Annotated in this window: 18 protein-coding genes and 1 tRNA gene; 4 read left to right on the forward strand and 15 right to left on the reverse strand. The window is 65.9% G+C overall.

Annotated features, from left to right (window positions below):
* Positions 1-116 precede the first annotated feature (116 nt).
* The 8 genes from G5C50_RS31195 to G5C50_RS31230 all read right to left on the reverse strand — a co-directional run bounded on the left by G5C50_RS31195 (position 117) and on the right by G5C50_RS31230 (position 8,230).
* Positions 117-428 carry a hypothetical protein gene (locus G5C50_RS31195; protein WP_165075795.1) on the reverse strand — a complete coding sequence of 104 codons (312 nt, stop codon included), beginning with the start codon at positions 426-428 and terminating at the stop codon, positions 117-119.
* A 264-nt stretch (positions 429-692) separates the two neighbouring features.
* On the reverse strand, positions 693-1,238 hold the full coding sequence (locus G5C50_RS31200) for a hypothetical protein (protein ID WP_165075798.1): 546 nt from the start codon (positions 1,236-1,238) through the stop codon (positions 693-695).
* An 866-nt stretch (positions 1,239-2,104) separates the two neighbouring features.
* Positions 2,105-3,115: a hypothetical protein gene (locus G5C50_RS31205; RefSeq protein WP_165075800.1), complete on the reverse strand. Its 1,011-nt coding sequence runs from the start codon at positions 3,113-3,115 to the stop codon at positions 2,105-2,107.
* A 60-nt stretch (positions 3,116-3,175) separates the two neighbouring features.
* Positions 3,176-4,486 (reverse strand): DUF58 domain-containing protein, encoded by a 1,311-nt coding sequence (locus G5C50_RS31210; RefSeq protein WP_165075802.1) that lies wholly within the window; start codon positions 4,484-4,486, stop codon positions 3,176-3,178.
* 4 nt (positions 4,487-4,490) lie between these two features.
* Complete coding sequence (locus tag G5C50_RS31215) at positions 4,491-5,447, reverse strand: AAA family ATPase (protein WP_165075804.1); 957 nt, start codon at positions 5,445-5,447, stop codon at positions 4,491-4,493.
* Positions 5,425-6,621, reverse strand: a complete 1,197-nt coding sequence (locus G5C50_RS31220) for a DUF4350 domain-containing protein (RefSeq protein ID WP_165075807.1) — start codon at positions 6,619-6,621, stop codon at positions 5,425-5,427. Before G5C50_RS31220 ends, G5C50_RS31215 begins: the two co-directional genes overlap by 23 nt.
* A 22-nt stretch (positions 6,622-6,643) precedes the next feature.
* The gene (locus G5C50_RS31225) at positions 6,644-7,381 is read right to left on the reverse strand and encodes a DUF4129 domain-containing protein (RefSeq protein WP_165075809.1); all 738 of its coding nucleotides are present in this window, start codon (positions 7,379-7,381) and stop codon (positions 6,644-6,646) included.
* A gap of 33 nt (positions 7,382-7,414) precedes the next feature.
* The gene (locus tag G5C50_RS31230; protein ID WP_165075812.1) at positions 7,415-8,230 is read right to left on the reverse strand and encodes a hypothetical protein; all 816 of its coding nucleotides are present in this window, start codon (positions 8,228-8,230) and stop codon (positions 7,415-7,417) included.
* 223 nt (positions 8,231-8,453) lie between these two features.
* Here G5C50_RS31230 and G5C50_RS31235 point away from each other — a divergent pair, with 223 nt between their 5' ends.
* Positions 8,454-9,404 carry an RDD family protein gene (locus tag G5C50_RS31235; RefSeq protein WP_165075813.1) on the forward strand — a complete coding sequence of 317 codons (951 nt, stop codon included), beginning with the start codon at positions 8,454-8,456 and terminating at the stop codon, positions 9,402-9,404.
* On the opposite strand, the gene G5C50_RS31240 is transcribed toward G5C50_RS31235, so the two are convergent.
* Complete coding sequence (locus G5C50_RS31240; protein WP_165075816.1) at positions 9,337-10,164, reverse strand: RDD family protein; 828 nt, start codon at positions 10,162-10,164, stop codon at positions 9,337-9,339. The genes G5C50_RS31235 and G5C50_RS31240 overlap by 68 nt on opposite strands.
* Between G5C50_RS31240 and G5C50_RS31245 the strand changes: the two genes are divergently transcribed.
* Positions 10,153-11,181: a stage II sporulation protein M gene (locus tag G5C50_RS31245; RefSeq protein ID WP_165075818.1), complete on the forward strand. Its 1,029-nt coding sequence runs from the start codon at positions 10,153-10,155 to the stop codon at positions 11,179-11,181. The genes G5C50_RS31240 and G5C50_RS31245 overlap by 12 nt on opposite strands.
* A 619-nt stretch (positions 11,182-11,800) precedes the next feature.
* On the opposite strand, the gene G5C50_RS31250 is transcribed toward G5C50_RS31245, so the two are convergent.
* The 3 genes from G5C50_RS31250 to G5C50_RS31260 form a co-directional block, all read right to left on the reverse strand.
* Complete coding sequence (locus tag G5C50_RS31250) at positions 11,801-12,415, reverse strand: hypothetical protein (protein ID WP_165075821.1); 615 nt, start codon at positions 12,413-12,415, stop codon at positions 11,801-11,803.
* 144 nt (positions 12,416-12,559) lie between these two features.
* Positions 12,560-12,633: transfer RNA gene (locus tag G5C50_RS31255), tRNA-Arg, on the reverse strand.
* 87 nt (positions 12,634-12,720) lie between these two features.
* A complete protein-coding gene (locus G5C50_RS31260; RefSeq protein WP_165075823.1) occupies positions 12,721-14,940 on the reverse strand; it encodes a sigma-70 family RNA polymerase sigma factor in 2,220 nt (739 codons plus the stop codon).
* A 259-nt stretch (positions 14,941-15,199) separates the two neighbouring features.
* Between G5C50_RS31260 and G5C50_RS31265 the strand changes: the two genes are divergently transcribed.
* Entirely contained in the window at positions 15,200-15,970 is a 771-nt protein-coding gene (locus tag G5C50_RS31265) for a hypothetical protein (protein WP_165075825.1), read from the forward strand.
* A 70-nt stretch (positions 15,971-16,040) separates the two neighbouring features.
* On the opposite strand, the gene G5C50_RS31270 is transcribed toward G5C50_RS31265, so the two are convergent.
* Positions 16,041-16,622 (reverse strand): PEP-CTERM sorting domain-containing protein, encoded by a 582-nt coding sequence (locus tag G5C50_RS31270; RefSeq protein ID WP_165075827.1) that lies wholly within the window; start codon positions 16,620-16,622, stop codon positions 16,041-16,043.
* A 768-nt stretch (positions 16,623-17,390) separates the two neighbouring features.
* Complete coding sequence (locus G5C50_RS31275; RefSeq protein ID WP_165075829.1) at positions 17,391-18,140, reverse strand: SDR family NAD(P)-dependent oxidoreductase; 750 nt, start codon at positions 18,138-18,140, stop codon at positions 17,391-17,393.
* A 117-nt stretch (positions 18,141-18,257) separates the two neighbouring features.
* On the opposite strand from G5C50_RS31275, the gene G5C50_RS31280 reads away from it, so the two are divergent.
* Complete coding sequence (locus G5C50_RS31280) at positions 18,258-18,611, forward strand: winged helix-turn-helix transcriptional regulator (RefSeq protein WP_165075831.1); 354 nt, start codon at positions 18,258-18,260, stop codon at positions 18,609-18,611.
* Between the two features lie 82 nt (positions 18,612-18,693).
* On the opposite strand, the gene G5C50_RS31285 is transcribed toward G5C50_RS31280, so the two are convergent.
* Entirely contained in the window at positions 18,694-18,993 is a 300-nt protein-coding gene (locus G5C50_RS31285) for a hypothetical protein (protein ID WP_165075833.1), read from the reverse strand.
* Positions 18,994-19,372: the final 379 nt, after the last annotated feature.

Raw genomic sequence — 19,372 nt, forward strand, 5'->3', positions numbered from 1 at the left:
GGATCCGGATCGGGCCCGACGTATCCTCTGCGCTCCGACGACCCTCACCCGGCTCTTCGGGCCACCCTCTCCCGGCGGGAGAGGGGACAAGATGGGCGGCTCGGGCCGTCTTGGCCTCACATCGCCATCCGGACGGCGTCCGGCTCGACCTCGACGCAGGGGATGGTCGCCTCGCCGCGCTCGCGGGCGACGACGTAATACGCCGGCCTTCCCACGACGAAATAGGCCCGGCAGAAGCCGTCCCAGCGGACGAACACAGGCGGGTACTCGCTCCGAGGACTCAGCACGCTCTCCACGAGGTTGAGTTCGGCGGCGAAAAACCGGTCGGGAGTCAGATTCTGGTCCAGGCGGACCTCGGCGATCGGCAGGTGTCGAACATGAGGGCGGATCTCCGCGACGCCAAGCCTTTGAGCTTCGCTCAGTCGCATCCTCGGCTCCTCCAGAGTGAAAGAAGTTTCATCTCTCTTAAAGATACCGGCGAAGTCAAATCGTTCAATACTTTCGAACGCGACGACGGCAAGCGACGCGAACGTCGACCGCGTCTTTGAAGTCCGCGAGCGGCTGGCGGTTCGCTTCGGGTGTGGGCGACGCGACGTCTCCCTCGAAGGCGGATTGGTCCGAGAAACGGCGTTCAGCATCGGTCCCAGAGCGTCGAGGCGTCGACATCGGCCTCTGCCGCAAATGGTGAAGTGTCAGAAGGATGTGTAAGGCCTCGCACCCTCGCCGTCAGCGGAATGGGATGTGTACGGCCTTGCACATTCGCCGGCGGGGGAGCGGCCGTAACTTTGGCCGGGAAAGGTTCGCCAGGTCCAGAGGACAGTCCACCAGGGAAAAATCGGCTGTCGATTCCAGCCCCAATGCGGGTAGTCCCCCGGTAGGTCGACGGCAGACCTGGGATGGGCCCGAGGTCTGGGAACAGGCGGGTCCGGTTCGACCGGCAGCCAGGGACGATCGGCGAGCCGCCAGTACTTCTCGGCGAGTTTGCAGGCCCATTCATCTTCGCGCCAGTCGTTTTCATTGTCGTATGCGTTCACTTGTCTGCTGCGGTCTTTCGCCCACTGAACCCTTCCCGACCGCATGGTCATGATGTTGAGTTCGTAAGCCTTCTCTCGATAGAAGGCCGACCGGGTCCTCATCTCGACGATCCACAGGCCGGCGGCCGTCAGCAGGGCCGCGATCGCCACGGCGACCATCAGGCGACGGATGGTGAGGCGGGGACGGAAGCGTGTCGGGCCCATGGGCGGCACCCCTCGTTCGGCATGATGACGGAGCGGGCCGGTCTGATCGTTCGGTCAGGAGGACGTCCGTCGAACGGGCGTTCGGGCTTCGCTTTGCAGAGGCGGTAGCCGGATCGCTCGTCCAGCAAAGGCTTTTCTGGACCATTATCTAATCGGAGGGCCCCGCGAGGCGCGGGGTCTGCTGGATCCGGCGAGAATTCCGCAGCACCTTCTGGAAGCCGTTTCTGGATCGAGGGTTGGAATCGAAGGTCATGGCCACGCAAGTGTCACGCGACGTCAGGGTTTGCCGGGGGACCAGCCAGGTGGTTTGCCGCGAGAGACGTCGGGATCAACTGCCAGGCTTCGGGTTAACCGAGAGGGTGGTCCGGGCGGCTCGCCCGGACGTCTTCGATCCACGGCTTGCGACGTCCGGGCGAGCCGCCCGGACCACCCGGTTTATCGATTTTGACGCTCGAACCTCAGATGCCGAGGAGAAGAGCTACTCTCGTCGGGCGTCGTCGCGGCAAACCACCCGACGCAACCGACGGCACAACTTGACGTCGCGTGACACAAGCGTGGCCATGGCACCCAGGGCTGCCTTTCGTCGGCGGGGTTGGGCGGGGAGTGTCGCGAAAATGGTCGAACAAACCCGCCGTTAGGTCCGGTTTTCAATGCCCAATTCGATGCACAGTCAAGGCTTGCGTCGATTGGGTTCGGTCGTCGGCCGTCGCGAGCGAAGCCGGCGGGGTTGGGCGGGGAGCGTCAGTAAACCGGACGATCGAAGCCAAGCCGCGGAGGGCGGTTTCGATGTTCAAGTCAATGCGGATTATCGGTTTGCGTCGATCGGCTTTGGTCGTCGCGCCGGGCGAACGAAGCCGGCGGGGCCGTCAGAGGTAGCGCTTCCAGAGATCCATGACGTCGAGGCCGGAGAGTCGCACCAGGGACTCGCAGAGGGCCAGGTAGCGGCGTTGGCGTTCGTTGGGGCGGGGGTTGGTGTTGGCGTCGACGAGGTGGTATCGACCTCCCTCGACGGCCTCGACGAGGTACCCCGCGCCGTCGGCGATGCCGTTGGTCCACATCATCGACGGCAGCGACCAGAGGCCGGCCTCATCGACCTGGCGTCTGAGGTCGGCCCATTGGGTGCGCGAGAGCTTGATGGTCCGTCGCGAGGTCGGTTTGCCCCCAAGGTCGCCGCGGCGCGGTTCGAGCCGGGCCGCGTAGAGGGTCGCCCCTTCGTCGGTCGCGACGACTCGGACGGCGACCGGGCTGTGGAAGCTCGGGCTCCAGAGGAAGCGGTAGACGACCACCCTCGGATCCCTCTGCGAGAGCGACCAGAGCGAGGGCTCCTCCATCGCGAACAGGTCCTCGGCGTACCAGTTGGCGAGGTATCGGCTGAGGCCGATCCCGCTGGGGAAATACTGGAGGTTGCGGGGGCGTCGGGAGACCCGCGCGCTCGGCAGGTCGCGGAGGAGCGCGGCGACCCCGTCGTCCGTGACCCTGGTCCGCGCCAGCCGAACCATCGTCAACTCGTTGAGCCCCTTGAGATGGGCGAGCCCGGCGTCGGTGACCTTCGTCCCGGAGAGGTCCAGGGTCTTGATCGTGGTGACGCCCTGAATCTCGTCCTTGAGCGCGGTCAGGTCGGCGTCGGCGGTCTTCGTGCCGGCGAGGTCGACGGCGACGGGCTGGCCGGAACTGTAGGCGACCTTCCCGCCCAGCTTCTTCACGGCCGCGTTCAGATTCCTGCCGACGCCGAACAACCGCGAGATCTCGTCGAGCCCCTTGTCCACCGCGCGGTCGGCCTCCTGACCCCGCGCGGCCGTCGCGGCGAGCCCAACCGAAATCAGCCCGATCCAAATCCAACGGCCGCAGCGTCGGCCCCGATCAGTGGAAGAGTCCATGCGACGCCTCCGACGGTCTGGATTCTCTGCGAAAGCCCCGCAACGAGGGCGATCGGATTGTTACAGCATATTCCGACGTTTGAGATCGAGGTAGCGTTCGATGGCGCGCGGGGCGACCTGATCGGCTCGCGAGTCCAGAACCTCCACGCCGGAACGGCGCAGCTCTTCAAGGAGAATGGTGCGCTCCTGCATGAGGCCGGCCGCGACGCCCACGCGGTAAAGCTCGGCGGCGTCGTGCGGCTCGTGCAGTTCGTTGTCTTCAAGGGTCTCGTCGGCGATGGTCACGACGAGAAACAGGTGACGGCGGGTCAGCACCTTCGAGTAGAGAAGCATGCGTCGGGCCGCCTCGACGACCGTGACGTCGGTGAGCAGGATGAAGAGCGTCCGGCGCGAGCTGCGTTTCGCGGCGAGGGTCAGGGCGAGTTCGAAGTTCGGCTCCACCAGGCGAGGCTCTCTCGCATAGAGCCCCTCGATCACCGCGTTCAACTGGGTACGCTCGCGACGAGGGTGGAGGTACAGGTCGACCTTGTCCGCGAAGACCATCAGGCCCAGGTCGTCGCCCTGTCCCAGAGCGGTGCGAGTCAGCAGGACGGCGGCTTCGAGCATGGCGTCGAACTTCGTCCTGTGGCCGCAGTAGGTCGTCATGGCGCGGCTGGAATCGACGAGGACGACCACCTGCTGGTGGCGTTCGACCTCGAAATTCCGGCTGATCGGGCGGTTCAACCGCGCGGTCGCCTTCCAGTCGACCCATCGGATGTCGTCCTGAGTGCTGTACTCGCGGAGCGATTCGAAGGAGGTCCCCGTTCCTCGCCAGCGGAATCGGTGGCTGCCCGCCTGCCTGAGAAGCGCCCGACGCTCGGCGAGTTCCGCGGCCCTCGCGTTGGCGAGCTGGGGCATGCAGCGGAGCGAGTGGCCGGCCGGCAGACGGCGCTGCGCCCAGGCGATTCCCAGGGGCCCAAGCGCGCGGTAGTTCAGATCACCGAACGCCGTGGGGCCGCGAAGCGTGGGGACGATCTCGTACTCGTGGGTTGTGCGGGAGCGGGGCGGGGCCTCGACCTCAAGCACAAGCGGCGTCGCCCGGGCCCCCTCGGGAGGTTGGTCGGCGAGGATCAACCGGACCGGGGCGCCCAGGCGGTTCTCGACGGTCCAGGCCACGCGGTCGGTCTGGCCGACGTGGAGCTGGTCGGGCGCTCGTCGAGTGAGGCGGATCGGCAGGCGGCGGGCGAGCAAGCCGTCCGCGATGAAGGCCGCCGCCAGCATCCCCATGATCGTCCACGCCGCGCCGACGGCCGCCGGCGCCCCACGACCGCCGAGAATCACGACGAGCGGGATCGCCGTCAGCCACATCATGCGTCGGGAGGGAATGATCATGGCGTCAGCGGGGGACCTCGACCTGGGCCAGCGAACGAGAGAGGACGCGGTCAGGCGTCTCGGCCGCCACATGGGCCTCGGGCGTGAGCAGCAGCCGATGCCGCAGGACCGCCGGCGCGACGGCCTTCACGTCGTCGGGCGTCGCGAATTCGCGGCCCTCCATCGCGGCGCGGGCCTTGGTCATCAACAGCAGGTGCACGGCTGCCCGAGGGCTCGCCCCCACCTGAATCTGGGGCGAGGTCCGGGTCGCCCGCACCACCTCGCCCAGGTAGCGCAGGACTTCCGGCGAGATCTTGATCCCCACCAACTCCCTGCGGACGGCCGCCACCTCGTCCGGAGTCGTCACCGGAGTCAATTCGGACTGGGCCGCGCGGTGCAGGTCCTGGCCGCTGTTATAGGCCTGAAGGACTTGCAGCTCCTCTTCCAGGGACGGGTAGCGGAGCACGATCTTGGTCATGAAGCGGTCGACCTGCGCCTCGGGGAGTGGATAGGTCCCCTCGTACTCGATCGGGTTCTGGGTCGCCAGAACGGTGAAGAGCGGCGGCAGGGGGTGTCGCTGGGCGCCGAGCGACACGGCGCGCTCCTCCATCACTTCCAGGAGGCCGGCCTGGGTTTTGGGTGGGGAGCGGTTGATCTCGTCGGCCAGCAGGAACGTCGTGAAAACCGGCCCTTTCCGGAGCTGGAAGGACTGGGAGGCCAGTTGAAAGACCTCGGTTCCCAGGATGTCGGCCGGCATCATGTCCGGCGTGAACTGGATGCGCTGGAAGTCCGCGTCGAAGAGCCGCGCCAGCCCTTTCGCCAGCAGCGTCTTGCCCAGCCCGGGGACGCCTTCGAGCAGAACGTGGCCGCCGGCGTAGACGGTCGCCAGCAGTTGCTCGATGACTTCGTCCTGGCCGAAGAAGACCCTGCGGAGGCCGTCCTTCAGGCGCGTGGCGTGTTCATGAAACCGTTCGAGTTCCATAGAGTCGCTTTCGTAACTGGACCAGCCTGGTCACCAGGCGGACGGCCTCGTGCGGGGACGAGGGCCGGCGTCCGGACTCGACGTAGGCGTCGGCTTCCTTGAGGAGCGCCTCGGCGGCGGGGTCGCCGCCGGACGAGGACCTGACGAGTTGGCGGAGCCTTGCGGCGACCGCCTCGACGGCGATGGGCGCGGCTCGCGCCCGTTCGTGGATCTGGGCGACCGCGTCGATGTATTCCTGGGCCGTCCTTCGCTCCTGCAGTTCATACCTCTCAGCCGGCCTGAGCCGGACGTTACGGCCATAGTAGTACAGGAGGGCCCATGCCAGTGCAAGCCACAGGAAAGCCGGCGCTCCGGGCAGACCCACGAGGTAGGTCAGGAAGGACTCCGCGCGACCGTGCCCGTGGCGATACTCGTCGATCGCGACCGTCCCCTCGTCGATCTCCCGGTCAAGGATCGACGCCAGAACCTGGGCGTTCTCGCCGGCGTCGAGCCCGGCGTTCGTCCATGCGAAGGCGTCGAGCAGGATGTAGCACGACCCCCGTCCGACGGGAATGCGGTACAGGACGCCCCCCTTGGCGTCTCCCGCGAGCCGCCAGCCGCTCTCCACCGCCTCGTCGGCCGTACTCTTCGCCGCCCAACGCGGGCCCTTGGCCTCGACGGTCAGCGACCCATCGCCGACCGTGGGAGCCTCGACGGTCTCGGGGCGGTTGTCCACCAGACCTTCCCCGCGAAGCGCGGCGGAGATCGGCCGCTTGGACGAGTCCGCGGGGTCGATCACCCGAAGCTTGCCCGCCAGAAGGTTGTTCCGGACCGGCTTCGGCAGCTCATCGGGGTCCGAGGTCACGATGATCAGCGTGTTGCCGCGCTCCAGCCAGGCGCGGATCGGCAGCCAGGCGTCGGCCTCCATCTCTTCGTCCGAGGGAGACCACGACCCGTCCCCCATCGTGATCACGACGTTCCCCGACGGAGAGGGAGACCCCTCGAACGCCTCGATCGTTGGAACGTCCAGCAGGGTGGCGGGCAGGCCCATGCGATCGCACCACCGGTACAGGCCGGAGGCCCCGCCCGTCCCGTTGTCGTAGGCGCATCCCGTCAGGGCCGTCCGGTACGAGACCCGGAGGCGGTCCCCGAGCATCCCCAGGGCGAGCAGACCCAGGAGCAGCAAGATCAGCAACGACCATCCTCGCCACTTGGGCTTATCCAGGGCTGACCGCCTCTCCGTCGATGGCCAGGGCGCAAAGGCGGATCGACTCTTCCGCCTGTTCGCGCGCGGCCGGTTCCCGGCCGTACCAGACCCGTTCGTAGATCACCGCCAGCCGACCGAACCGTTCGGCCAGGTCCGGACGCGGCCGCAGCTCCGCGCGATACTCGCGGTTGGTGCGGGTCGTGTCGTAGCGAAGCAGGCCCTGCTGCTCCAGCGCCGCGATCAGGGCGAGCAAGGCCAGGCGGATCGCCTCGGCGTGTCGGCCCGAGGCCAGCGCGTGCGCCGCCTGCTCGCGCAGGTCGGAGGCCGCGGCCAGGGTTTCCAGCGCGAGGGCGTCGGCGCGGGCGATTGGGGGAGCGCCGCCGCTGCCGCGGAAGAACAGTGGGATGAGCTTCCACATCGCCCAGGCGATGATCGCGCCGGCGACGATCCACACCAGCACCGATCCACCCGAGCCCCCGGTCCCGGTGAAGCGGCCGAAGAGGCGGAAGAACCAGCCGATCACGCTCCCCACGGCTTCCAGAATCCGGATGAGGACGTCCAGCATCGCGGCGCCGAGCTTCTTGAGCCACGGCGCTTCGGGCGTCGTCCCCGGCTTCAGTTGCTTCCACCAGAAGTCGGAGCCGCCCATCACCTCTCGGGCCAGGCGCGCCGGGTCGGCGTCGGCCGGCGCTTGCACGATGGCCGAGACGAGGGCCGTCAGGTTCGAGATCGCCGCCGAGGCCGGCATCGGCCAAGCTCCTTTGATCCAGACCGATGTTCGTCAGACCGACGCCTTGGCGCGATAGGCGGCGATCCGCCTCCGGAGGTCCTCACCCTCGCGAACCGCGCGGATGTCGTGATAGACGAGGGTCAGCGAGATCCACCAGGCCACGGCGACGGCCGTCAGCAGCGCGGCGATCGTGAAGGTCTCAAAGATCCAGAGGTACTCGCCGATCACCCGACGCCACTCGGAGTCCAGCAGGTGGGAGCCGAGCGCGGGCGTCGCCACGAGCAGCCTGGGGAGCGCCACGAACCCCCCCAGGACGAGGCCCATGCAAAGGTAGAGCATGCCCATGAGCGTCACGCTCATGTCCTCGCGGATCAGCTTCTGGGTCCTCCGGAAGACCCGGCGATCCTTCTCGAAGAGGACGACCAGCGGGGCCAGGCAAGACCTCGGCCAGATCGCCAGCAGCGGCAGGCCCATCAGCAGCAGCGAGCCCAGGAAGAAGAACGACAGCTTGAACAGGACGATCGCCAATCGCCAGAACTTCCGGCCGCACCAGGCGAAGCACTCCCCAACCGAGGCCGTCTCCCCGTCGGCGAGCTTCCAGGCGAAGACCGCGCAGGGCAGGGGAAGGACCGTGAAAACCATCAGAGCCAGGAAGGGGATGACCAGCCAGCCGAGCAGGACGTTCAACCCAACGGGAATGTCCCAGTTCCGCCATATCTGGACGATCAGGACGCCCGACGTGATCAGAGTTGCCAGCGTCGGCAGGGCCAACCACCCAAGAACGTCGAGATGGTCGTGAATGCACCAGAACGCGCAATCGATCTGAACGAAAACCCGACGCCACATCGAGGTCTTAGGAGCAGCCATGAGGCACGATGCCCTCGCAACGCAAGATCCGGGCGGACTGGCGGCGCATCCTTCGCGCCGCAGATGTAGTTTAATGATCAGGCCAGGGCTTGCAAGCACCCAGGCTCTCTCCGCCGCCGGATATGGCCAGGCCAGTCTTCAGGCTGCTTGCATGTGTGTGGTTCTCGGTTCATAATATCTCGATTCTGTAGGGTAGGCCCGTCCGCCAACAAAGGAGACCAAGATGAGCCAGGTCGCCGAACATCCCATCAAGGAAGCGGGAATCGATCCGTACGAGATCGGCTGGTACATCGAATCAGCCGACGAAGAAACGTACGGGCCGGTATCCCGCAAGACCCTCGGCCAGTGGCTCGAAGACGGGACGATCACGCCGAACACCCTGGTCCGGCACTGCACCCAACCCGAGACCAGGCCGCTCGCGGATCAGGCGGAGCTTCGCGATCAGCTCCCCTTCGACCAGGCCAAGGGAAGCGTCGGAGACCGCCTGGAAGACGTTTGGCCGCGCAAGACTCGGGAGCGCCTGGCGTTGGCGGAAGGTTCGGCCCCGTGCGCCCGCCACAACCGGCCGGCGACCCTCGTTTGCGTCCGCTGCCACGCCCCCTACTGCGACAAGTGCCGGATGAAACCCTTCAAAAAGGCGTTTTTCCAGTGCCGGCGCTGCCAGTCGAGCAACTACAACCGCCGGATCGTCGCGCTGATCCTGGACACCACCCTGATCGTCTACGTACCGCTCATCGTCGCTTTCGTGGTGTTGACCGCTTCAGGCGTCGAACCCAGGACGGCGGGCGTCGTCATCAACCTCGTCCAGTTGCTCGGGGTGTTGTTGCTCTTCTTCCGCGACGCGCTCTTCGGTGGAGCCAGCCTGGGCAAGCGGGCCATGGGCCTGCGCGTCGTACGGTCGGCCGACGGCGTCTCGCCGCTCTCCTACGGGCAGGGATTCGTCCGCTGGCTGAGCCAGCTCATCCCGTTCTTCAACCTGTACGACGTCATCGTCCCGTATCGCGATCCGCTGCTCAGGCGAGTCGGCGACCGCTGGGCGAAGACCCGCGTGGTGGACTCGCCGAAGAAGCTGGCCAAGGCCCGCGCCGACGTCGCCCGTCGGCTGCTCAAGAAAGGAACCCAACCTCCTCGTGAGGTGGGAATGACGACGGAACAGATGGCTCGGCTTGTCTGACGATCGAGACCAGGAACGTCTCGAGCCCCTGTCCTGGACGGGGCTCGAGACCGCTCGCCTCGCGGATCAAGTCGGCGAGTTCGGCGGCGATCTCCTGCCGAGGCCGCGGGACCATCTCCTCTCTCGACCGTAGGTACATCCCGACGAGGCCGACGATCTCTCCGGGCACCGCGGCCAGAGCCTCGGCGGGGAGCGGCGCCTCGGTCTCCGCTCCAGCGGGAAGCTCCGGCAGAAGCGACTCGGTCTCGATTGGCTCCTGATACACCACGAGCGTCCCGGCGACGAGGTCGCCCAACCGCTGGCTGTCTCGCGTGAGCAGCATGCTGGCGAGGCCGACGCCGTAGAAGAACGGTAGGAAGTCGATCACGCGGAGCAGGTTCCGCAGCAGCGTGTCGAAGAAGCGCAACGCGTACCCGCCCCGCCGGACGACTCGTACGTGGAGGATTCGCTTGCCGAGCGTCTGGCCGTTCCAGAGCCACTCAAGGAAGATGAAATAGCCGTTGTAGAGGCCGAACCCCAGGAGGAGGCCGATGGCGGTGATCCACGCCTCGTGGCCTTCGCCCAGACTGTTGAGCACCACCGCCAGGCCTGCAAACACCAGGTTGAACGCGATCTGCCCGACGACGAACATGGCGAAGAAGTCGATCATGTATGCGGCGGCGCGGCTCCCCGGGCCCGCGAGTGCGTAGGTCAGTTCGATGTTTTCCGGGGTCCGAACCGTCAGGACACGTTGGCCCAGGTGCGTTCCATGATCGTTCATGAGTTCATCCGCTCGCGAAAAGATTCCTGGGCTCGCCTTCAGGCCTTTCTGGACCAGGCTCGCCGATTGTCGCTGGCGCGGGTGCCGCTGGAAACCTTCCGCGAAGGCAGCACGCTCTATCGAGAGGCTGTCGCGGACCTGGCGTACGCCCGCATGCAGTATCCCGAACATCCGATCGCCAAGGAACTCGGTCGGCTCGTCGGTCAGGCGCACAGCATCCTCTATCAATCCGAACGCGCCAGGTCAAGTGGTTGGATGGATTTCTGGCGGCGAGGTTGGCCGACGAGCGTCCGCGCCGCGGCTGGGCCGATCTTGCTCGCCACGGCCGCTTTCTGGATCGCGGCGGTCGTGGGATTCTTCCTCACGGCGCAGAACCCGGCCCTGGAGCGGTTCTTCATCAGCCCGCCGATGCGCGAGGCCATCGCCGCCAAACACCTGTGGACCGAGTCGCTGACCAAGACCGCGCCCAGCTCGGGGTCGCACATTGCGGTGAACAACATCAACGTCTCGCTGCTGGCGTGGGCGTCTGGGCTGACCTTCGGGATCGGCACCATGTGGCTGATGATCTTCAACGGGGTCATGCTGGGGGCGATCGCGGCGGCGTGCCTCCGCGCGGGGATGCTCGGGCCGCTGGCGGAGTTCGTCGTCGGCCACGGCTCGCTGGAGTTGCCCGCCATCTGGATCAGCGCCGGCGCGGGGTTCCTCATGGCCGACGCATTACTCTTTCCCGGCCGTTACAGTCGGCGGGACGAGCTTTGGCTGAAGGGCCGCACCTCCGTCCGAATCATCGTCGGAATCTTCCCTTTGCTCCTGATCGCTGGCGCGATCGAGGCGTTCATCTCACCCAGCGAGGCTCCGGGTCTCGCCAAGACCTTCCTCGCACTGGGGCTCGGCCTCTCGCTATTGGCCTATATCATGATCGGGGGAAGAACTTCGCCGATCGACGGAAAGGACAGCGCTCTCGCCTTGCCCCGACACGACAGCGAAGTCGTTCGGCCCGGCGGCGTACAAGCTTGAAAGCCGCCGATCCAATCCCTTCCGGCTGGGGCCCCTCGATCGGCCGCGGAGCGCGAGGAACCCCGCGCCTTGAGTCAGGATCGCGAAGTCGAGCCTCAGCGACTCGACGCCCTCAACGACGACCTCCTTGGTTTCCTCGGTCCGCCGCGCGGCAGCGAGACTTGTGGTGCCGGTAGGACGGCAGGCGGGAATTCAAGGCGGGTATGAAACGGCCCCCAACCGGTAGAGGACCGGCTTTCTTGGGTTTGATTGGGCCGCTCTGCCAAATCTGGCAGATAAGGTAAGTCTAGCTATCAGCGTATGATACGCAGAGTACACCCGAGAGGATTCGAACCTCTAACCTTCGGTTCCGTAGGCCAATGCCGATCCTTTAATCGTCGTCAGCCGACGAGACGTAAACCTTGTCCGAATAGCGATTTTCGCACGAGACGCTTCCAGTGTCTGGCGATTGCCGACCTCCACAATTTACAAGCTATCGTGTGGTTTGCAATGGATTCTCGGACAGAACTCGGACAGTGACCCGTCGAAGCAGATTTGCTAGCATTGAATTAATATTTGCAATTGCTGCACACCCTTGGATTGATTCAAATTCGGCGACGTCTTGAATCGATTTTATTGATTACTTGGCATATCCATAAGCGAAGAACTCGGTCTGAGTGGCATCCCCATAGAGTGTCAACGTATGACCGAGCCGACCATTCTCGCCGTGAAATCGGTAACGGTGGATCGCTTTGAATTCTGGAGGCGGGATCGGGTAACCCGGACGCCGACTCCCGTTGTCACGAATCTGCTCCAGACCGAAACCTGCGGGATCGCTCTCGTGACGATACGGCCGGCTCGCGAGGAGCTTCGAAAGGTCGGCCGGTTCGACAAAGAAATGGAACGCCCAATCCCGATAGTTAAAGCCACTGTAGGTGTACGCTGATACGAGACGGAGGCTCGGCGGGGCCGGCGAGACGATATGTCGCTCGAACTTCCTCAGCGGGTTTCGATTGAGGTGCGTATCATAGGCCAACAGTCCTGATAGCAGGACGGCCGGTACCACAACGATCGCGCGACGTGAACTCGTCGACAGGGTTGCCAGCTTGCCAAGACACGCCGCAACCAGTTTCCCAATCAAGATTAGGATCGGGAAGGTGACCAGGAATCCGATTGGGCCATAGAAAAGCGCGGATTCCTGACCACCGTCCGAACCCAAGTTGAGCATGATGACGGCGAGGTAGCAGACACCCACGACGCAAATCAACGCCCGGCCAGGCCAAACTCGGACGAAGGATTCTGGCTGAACCGTTGAAACCATCTGGTCTTACGACCAACTGCGGCCAGTGTAGCCGGACAAAGGTTGGAGCAACGGCGGAAGGAATTCGACGTAAGTCAATACACCCGAGAGGATTCGAACCTCTAACCTTCGGTTCCGTAGACCGATGCTCTATCCAATTGAGCTACGGGTGCGGGTGTGACGTACGGACACATGGTATCGCCTGCCGGTTCGGGGGGCAAGACTCCACCGGCCGGGGAATGGGAAATCTGGGGAGCGGTTCAGCGCCTGGGCGCGGGGCGGGCGTCCTCGGCTTCCTTCTCCTTCAGGAGGGTCGCCACGACGTATTCGACGAGGCCGGGCGGGTTCTCCTTGAGGCGGATCACGCCTCGGTGATCCAGGACGTACAGGCCCATGCGGGCGTTCCAGGCCTTCTGGATCGGCCCGGGCGCATCGTCTGGTCCGAGATCCCACCAGAAGCGTGCGGGCAGGCCGCTGGACTTGACGTACTCCTTGAAGGTCTCGCGGTCGACGGGGGCGTTCACGCTGGCGGTCGATACGCCCAGGAGGGCGAATGCGTCCTTGGCGTGCTGGTCGGCCACCCGGCGGATTCCCTCCGTGACGGGGGCCGGACGGTCGCCGTTGGAGGGGCGGATCTGGTCGCTCGCACAGAAGTAGAGGAGCACGACCTTCCCCCGATAATCGCTCAGCTTCATCGGCCGGCCTTCCAGGTCGACTCCCTCGATCTCGGGGGCGAGGCAGCCGACGCCGAGGTCCCGCGATTCGTGCAGGTAAGCCTTCGCCACCTCTCCGATCGTCGTCGGCCGCCCCGGGAGCAAGAGGTCGCCGGTCAGTTGAGGCAACGGGTGGGGGAGCGGCACGTCGCCGAACTCCCGGGCCGCCCGTTCATAGAGTGCCTCGGACTCGCGCTTCAGGGCGTCCGGGTCCATCCTCTGAATCCTCTCGGGGTAATCCCGGCCCCACGCCTCCTTCTGGATCGTCGAGGCCAACTCCCCGAACTGCGCGGGGTCGTAGAACCGCAGCATCCGGGCGTCGGACGACTGGCCGTCCAGGAAGCGGGCCAGTTGCAGGCAGGTCTCGGCCCGGATCTCTCGACCCGGGTTCCTGTCCAGGATCGCGCGGAGCAGCCGCTCGGTGGCCCTGGAACCGGACATGCCGATGTGGCGAGGGGTGAGGAGGGACCCGATCTTTTCGCTCGCGGCGTGGTCCCGGGCGATGACGTCCTTGGCTGTCTCCGCCATCGAGCCGGCGGGGAGGTGGGTGACGATCCAGAAAAGGGCCTCCTCGGCGGCCGGCGTCCCGGGGGTCGTCTCCGCCTCGTAGAGCAGGGCTCCGGCGACGGCGGCCGGGTTCGCACGCTTCTGGAACAAGGCCTGGCGTTCCTCCGGGGTCGTCGCCTTCTGGAGGGCCTCGCGAAGAGCGTTGGTTTCCGTCTCGTACCCGTCCACGAGCTTGCGGACGTTCTCCTCGGAGCGTTTAAGGGCCGTCGCCCTTGCTTCGGGGGAAGGCTCCGCCGGGAGACGGAGGATCGGCTTGGGGGCGGCCGGCGGGGGCGTCGCCGGCTGCTGCGCCGCGGGTTGGCTGCCGGCCCCCGGCGCGGAGATGGCCGCGACGCCGAAGCCGGCGGTCGCGAAGCCCGCGGCGACGAGCGAGGCGGTCAGGATCGCGGAACGAGTCGTCATGGCCTTCAGAACTCCTTCCATCAGCAGGAGGGCCTGGGCCGGGACCATCCCGGCCGGCGCAGCCTTCCCCAGAGCGATGAACGAGGCCCCGCGGACCGTGGCCTCCGCCAGCGCGGTCGGGATCAGGGCGGCGGTCGGGTCCGGTGTCCGGGCCGTCTCCAGGCCGGGAGGCTCAACGCCCCGGTGAGTCAACCGGACGCGGAGGCGGTCGCGGGCCCAGGCCAGCCGCCGCTTCACCGTGCCGACCGGCCATCCCAGTCGCTCGGCCGCCTGGTCGTGGGTGAGCCCCTGGAGGTAGCAGAGGACGACCGCCGAGCGATACTGGTCCGGCAGCCGGCCGATCTCCTCGTGGATCACGGCGTCCTGGTCGTCGAACCCGCCCTCAGCGCATCCGCTGGACGGGCTGGAGGTCTCCGCGTAGTTTCGCTCATGACGCCGCCGCCGGGCTTCGCTGGAGCGGGAGTTTGCGGCCACGCGTAGGGCGACCCCGTGCAGCCAGGCTCCGACCGACCCCTCGCGACGGACCGTCCGCGCCCGGCTCGCCAGGACCAGGAACGTCGCCTGGAAGGCGTCGTCGGCCCGATCGCGGTCGCCGAGCACAGAGCGGCAGGTTCGGAGGACCATCGGTCCGTGCCGGTCCACCAGGACGGCGAAGGCCGCCTCGGCGACCTCGTCGTCCGTACCGACTCGGCTGGTGAATCGCTCCAGAAGCTCGTGGTCGCGCCGACCGACCGCCGTCCCCGCGTGGAAGAGGTCGGGGAGCCGGTGCAAGTCTCCGCCGGATCGTCCGCTGGCCAAGGTGGATTCCCCGCAAGGCCCGAGTCGTCTCGTCCTTCCCCGCGGAGTATTGTCGCGAGCGGCGTCGGCCGATCCCACTTTCTTGTCCGAGTTCTGAGATCCAAGAACCCTCGCCTTCTTCCAGGCGAAAACTTCCAGTACGTTGAACGCGTTCGTCGTTTGGAGAGCGTCGAGCGAGCGACTGCCGAACCCACCGGCTTCCAGGCGGTGGTCGTTCAGCCCGCGAGTTCCGCAAAGCCCGTATAGGCGGTCAGGTGCGATGCAAGACGACGAATCATCGCCGTTCTCCTCGACGGCCGCGCCTCGCGCCGGGGTGCGACGTCGCCGCCTGGGGTGCCTGGCGTGGATCGTCGGGCTCGCGGCTTTCGGCCACTTCTTCATAGGGATCGGCCGACCGACCACATACTGGCATCACATCGGCGCGATGCAGGTCTTCGAGACCGAGCGAGGCGTCGTCGCCTTCGTTGAGGTCGATCTGATGACCTACCGGCCGGGGCTCATCCGGTCGCCGAATGGGTACAGCATTCCGGTGTCGCTCTATCGGTTCGACGTGGGGAGCGACGGGTCCGTGAGGAAGACGCTCCTCAGGCCGACAGCCGGCCGGCATCACCTCCTCTGGATCGAGGATGTACTGAAAATCCCCCAGGGCCTCTTCCTCGTGGAGACGCCGTCACTCGGACAACCCGACTATCTGCTGCACCGGATCGAGGAGGATCGCGTCGAGCCGCTCTCGGTTGAGGACTCCAAGGCGATCCTCCAGTCGGCCGGATACACGGAGCGGGGCGAGGGCTCCGCGGAGAAGATCACGGAGCGCAACGGCTGGCGGCTGCTCGAACGGCGTCCCACATCGAACTTCCCCGGGGAACCGATCGCGTCGCCGCGTCATCAACTGCGGATTCGCATCGACGGAGACGAGATGGAGGAGCGACTCACCGCCGCTTCCTCCGGCGAAGGCGATCCTTGGACCGCGCCCCTCATGACGGTCAATTCGCGGCGCTGGCAGTCGTACCGGAAATCGACCCGCGAGTGAGGCTTGTCGTATGACGGCGGCGACCATGCCCGCGATCGCCGCGGGCATGGGATCGGCGAAGGCGTCGCGATCAGCCGCAGCGGCCGGCTGCGTTCCTGCGACGGACCGCGAGGAGGGCCGTCGAAACCAGGGCCATCGCCGCCATCGAGATCGAGGCCGGCTCGGGGACGACCTGCGCGGAGAACCGGCTCCTCGCGAAGGTCTCGGCCTCGTCGGCATCGCTCGGGTCCGGCACTCCGTAGGAGTTCTGCGAAGTTGAAAACGTGCCGATCGTGGCCGAGTTAATCACATCGGAAGGACCCGAGTAGATCGAGAACCCGAAATTGGGCTGCTCCTCCACAGTGCCGGCGTACGCCACGAACCCGCTGAAGGAGACGTAAGAACGGCCGTCAAGCGCGATAAAGCTCGGTATGGAGGGATGAAGAAAGGTGAGCTCGACCCCTGGTCGGCCGGAATAGGTCGCGTGCAGATTCGTCAGGTTGATCAACTGGCCGGAGTTCAACGGATTGTAGATCCCCTGGACGGTACCGCTCAGCACTTGGCCGTCGGCGAACCTGTAGCTGAAGGCGGCCGTGACGAATTCGGCGGAAGCGGTCGAGGTCGCGCCGGCCAGGAGCAGAAGAAAGGCGGCGCACGGTGCAAAACGAGTCATCAAAGGGTGCCTTAAGAGCTGTTGCGAGAACTTCCCATCGATCTTCCAAACGATCGAATTAGGAGTCCGCAGTCTAGCGCCCCTTGAAAATCCACACAATCGACCAATATTGATCCATTAAAAGATTTCATGCAGCATGGCGGCTTCGGGCTTTCTTTGAAAGAAAGGCGCCAGGAAACCGCCATCGGTTGTTGGTGGCGTCACTCTCGTTCGCTCCTGCAGGATCGGATGAAAGAGGGCCTGGATGGGCGATGCGGGCGATCCTCGTCGGTTGCGCCTTCGAGACCATGGACGAACCGCTGGCGGCCTCGAAGGCCGGCGTCGAGATTGGGCACGACCCCTCGGAGGGGATCAAGACCTCGCAGGCGATTGCCGCGATTCGATACCGGCACGCGACATCGCGGTTGTCCGCCAGGGGTATCGAAATCGCTCTGGAGAATTGGTGGGTCGCTCGCGGTTCGCGACTTCAGCCGGGAAACGGCCACAGATGAATCGGATGAACGCAGATGAAGAGGAGGCTGTTCAGTCTCCTTCTCGCTTCCTGGATTCCCATCAGCGTTCATCCATGTTCATCAGTAGCCTTTCACTGCCTTTCCCACACAGTGGACTACCACGTGTCGCCTCCGGCGGACAAACGTGATGCCGCGTGACACTTGCCGTGGTCATGGTGCCCAGCGATCTGATTGCCGTGCTTCGGACGCGAAACCGACGGCGGTCGTCCCCCTCGACCGCCGTCAGCCCTGGCACTCCGATTCAGGGATCACCACATCAACTGAATCCACCGGAGATGTAAAACGTCTCGCCGGTGATCCATCCGGAGTCGGTCGAGGCGAGGAAGACGGCGGCGGGGGCGATGTCGGACGGCTGGCCGATGCGGCCGAGCGCCGTCTGCGCCTCGTACTGCTTGCGGAAATCGCTCTCGGAGATCCCCGCGGCGTGGACGCCTTCCGTCTCCACCATGCCGGGGTTGATGGAGTTGACCCGGATCTTCTTCGGGCCCAGCTCCTTGGCCAGCGACCGCGTTACGGCGTCGACGGCCGCCTTGGTCGCGCTGTAGACCGAGGCCGCCGGCATTGCGGCCTTCGCCGCCACGGAGCTGATGTTGATCACGCTTCCTCCTTCGTCGCCGAACAGCCGCGCGGCCTCCTTGGTGGCCAGGATCAGCCCCAGGACGTTCAGGTCGAACTGTTTGCGGAAGTGCTCCAGCGTGATCTCCTCCAGCGGAGCGAACTCGTAGACCCCGGCGTTGTTCACCAGGACGTCGAGCCGGCCATAAGCCTTCTTCGCGGCGGCAAATAGCTTCGCGACCTGCTCGGGCTCGGAGAGGTCCGCTTGCACGGCCGTCGCCTTCCCCCCCTTCGCCTCAATGTCGGCGACGACCTTGTCCGCCCCCGCCTTGCTGGAGGCGTAATTCACCACCACCGCGGCCCCCGCCGCCGCCAACTCCCGGGCGATCTCCGCGCCGATCCCCTTCGACGCCCCCGTCACCACTGCCACCTTGCCGTCGAGCTTCCCCATGACATCCCCCCCTCGGCTTGAATCTCCCATACCCCTCGGAACGGTGAGCATGATAGAATCGACTTTCATCCGGGCAAGTACCAACCTTTTGGTAAGTACCGGAGAGAGGGGGCGACGATGAAGCCGCGAATGTCTTACGGCTGCGGGCTGGAAGCCGCGCTGGCGGTGGTGGGGGGGAAGTGGAAGCCGGTGGTGCTGTGGCGGCTGGCGGAGGGCCCGCGGCGGTTCGGCGAGCTGCGCCGGCTGGTGACGGGGATCAGCGAGAAGATGCTGATCCAGCAACTCCGCGAGATGGAGGCCGACGGCATCGTCGACCGCCGAGACTTCCACGAAATCCCGCCGCGGGTGGAGTATTCCCTGACCGAGTTCGGCGTATCGCTGAGCGTCGCCTTGAAGCCCCTCTGCGACTGGGGCCGCGACCACATGGAGCGGATCGCCGCGGCCCGGACGAATTCCGTCGAGTCGAATTGAGTTACCCCGCACGCGGCCGACGTCCAGACGTCGTCGGCTGGGGGCCGCGTGCGGGGCTGACCACCGGGTTGAACGGCGTCGTTCAACCGGGGCCAATCGGGCCGCCGATGGGAGGTTCCGGGAAGACCGGCGGCGGGGGACTACCGGGGAACGGCCCCGGGTCTTCCTCGGGGGGCGGCGTGGGATAGCTCGGATCGGTCGGATCGGGATCCGGGACGTCCGGGTCGTCGTCGCCGTAACTGACGGCGATGGTCTCGTCGACGGTCGCGACCGCAGTGACGCTCTCCATCGCCGCGACGCTGAACAGGGCGCTGGGGGTCAGGCGAATTTCCAGGGGGTCGATAGCCCATGCGGGCGCAAAGCGGACGGACCGTCGGCGCATGGCGGCGGGCTCCAGTCGGGGTCGATGGCGGCGGGAAGAGCCGAAACTCACGCCCCGAGCCGGCCGCGCGACGGATGGAGATCCGCCCTCGCGATATCGCCGAGGTAGGTGGGAAAGGCGTGAGGTCCGGGACCAACTCGCCCGGACACTTGAACCCTAGGTCGCGAGTTTGCGTGCGTGTGGATTTTTTCCGACGCGCCGGCGGAGGACGGGCAAGCCGCTTCTCCAACCATCAAGGCTGATGCGAGTCGTGGGCTTTCGGAGGGCACGTTGGCCGCAGGCGACCGAGGCCCCGCCCCCATGCTTACCCGTCTCTCCCGGCGAGCTGACGACCCGACTTTTTTCAGGAGTAGCGACTCGAACGGCCTTCCCCCCTCGC

It is taken from the genome of Paludisphaera rhizosphaerae (assembly GCF_011065895.1).
Taxonomy (GTDB): domain Bacteria; phylum Planctomycetota; class Planctomycetia; order Isosphaerales; family Isosphaeraceae; genus Paludisphaera; species Paludisphaera rhizosphaerae.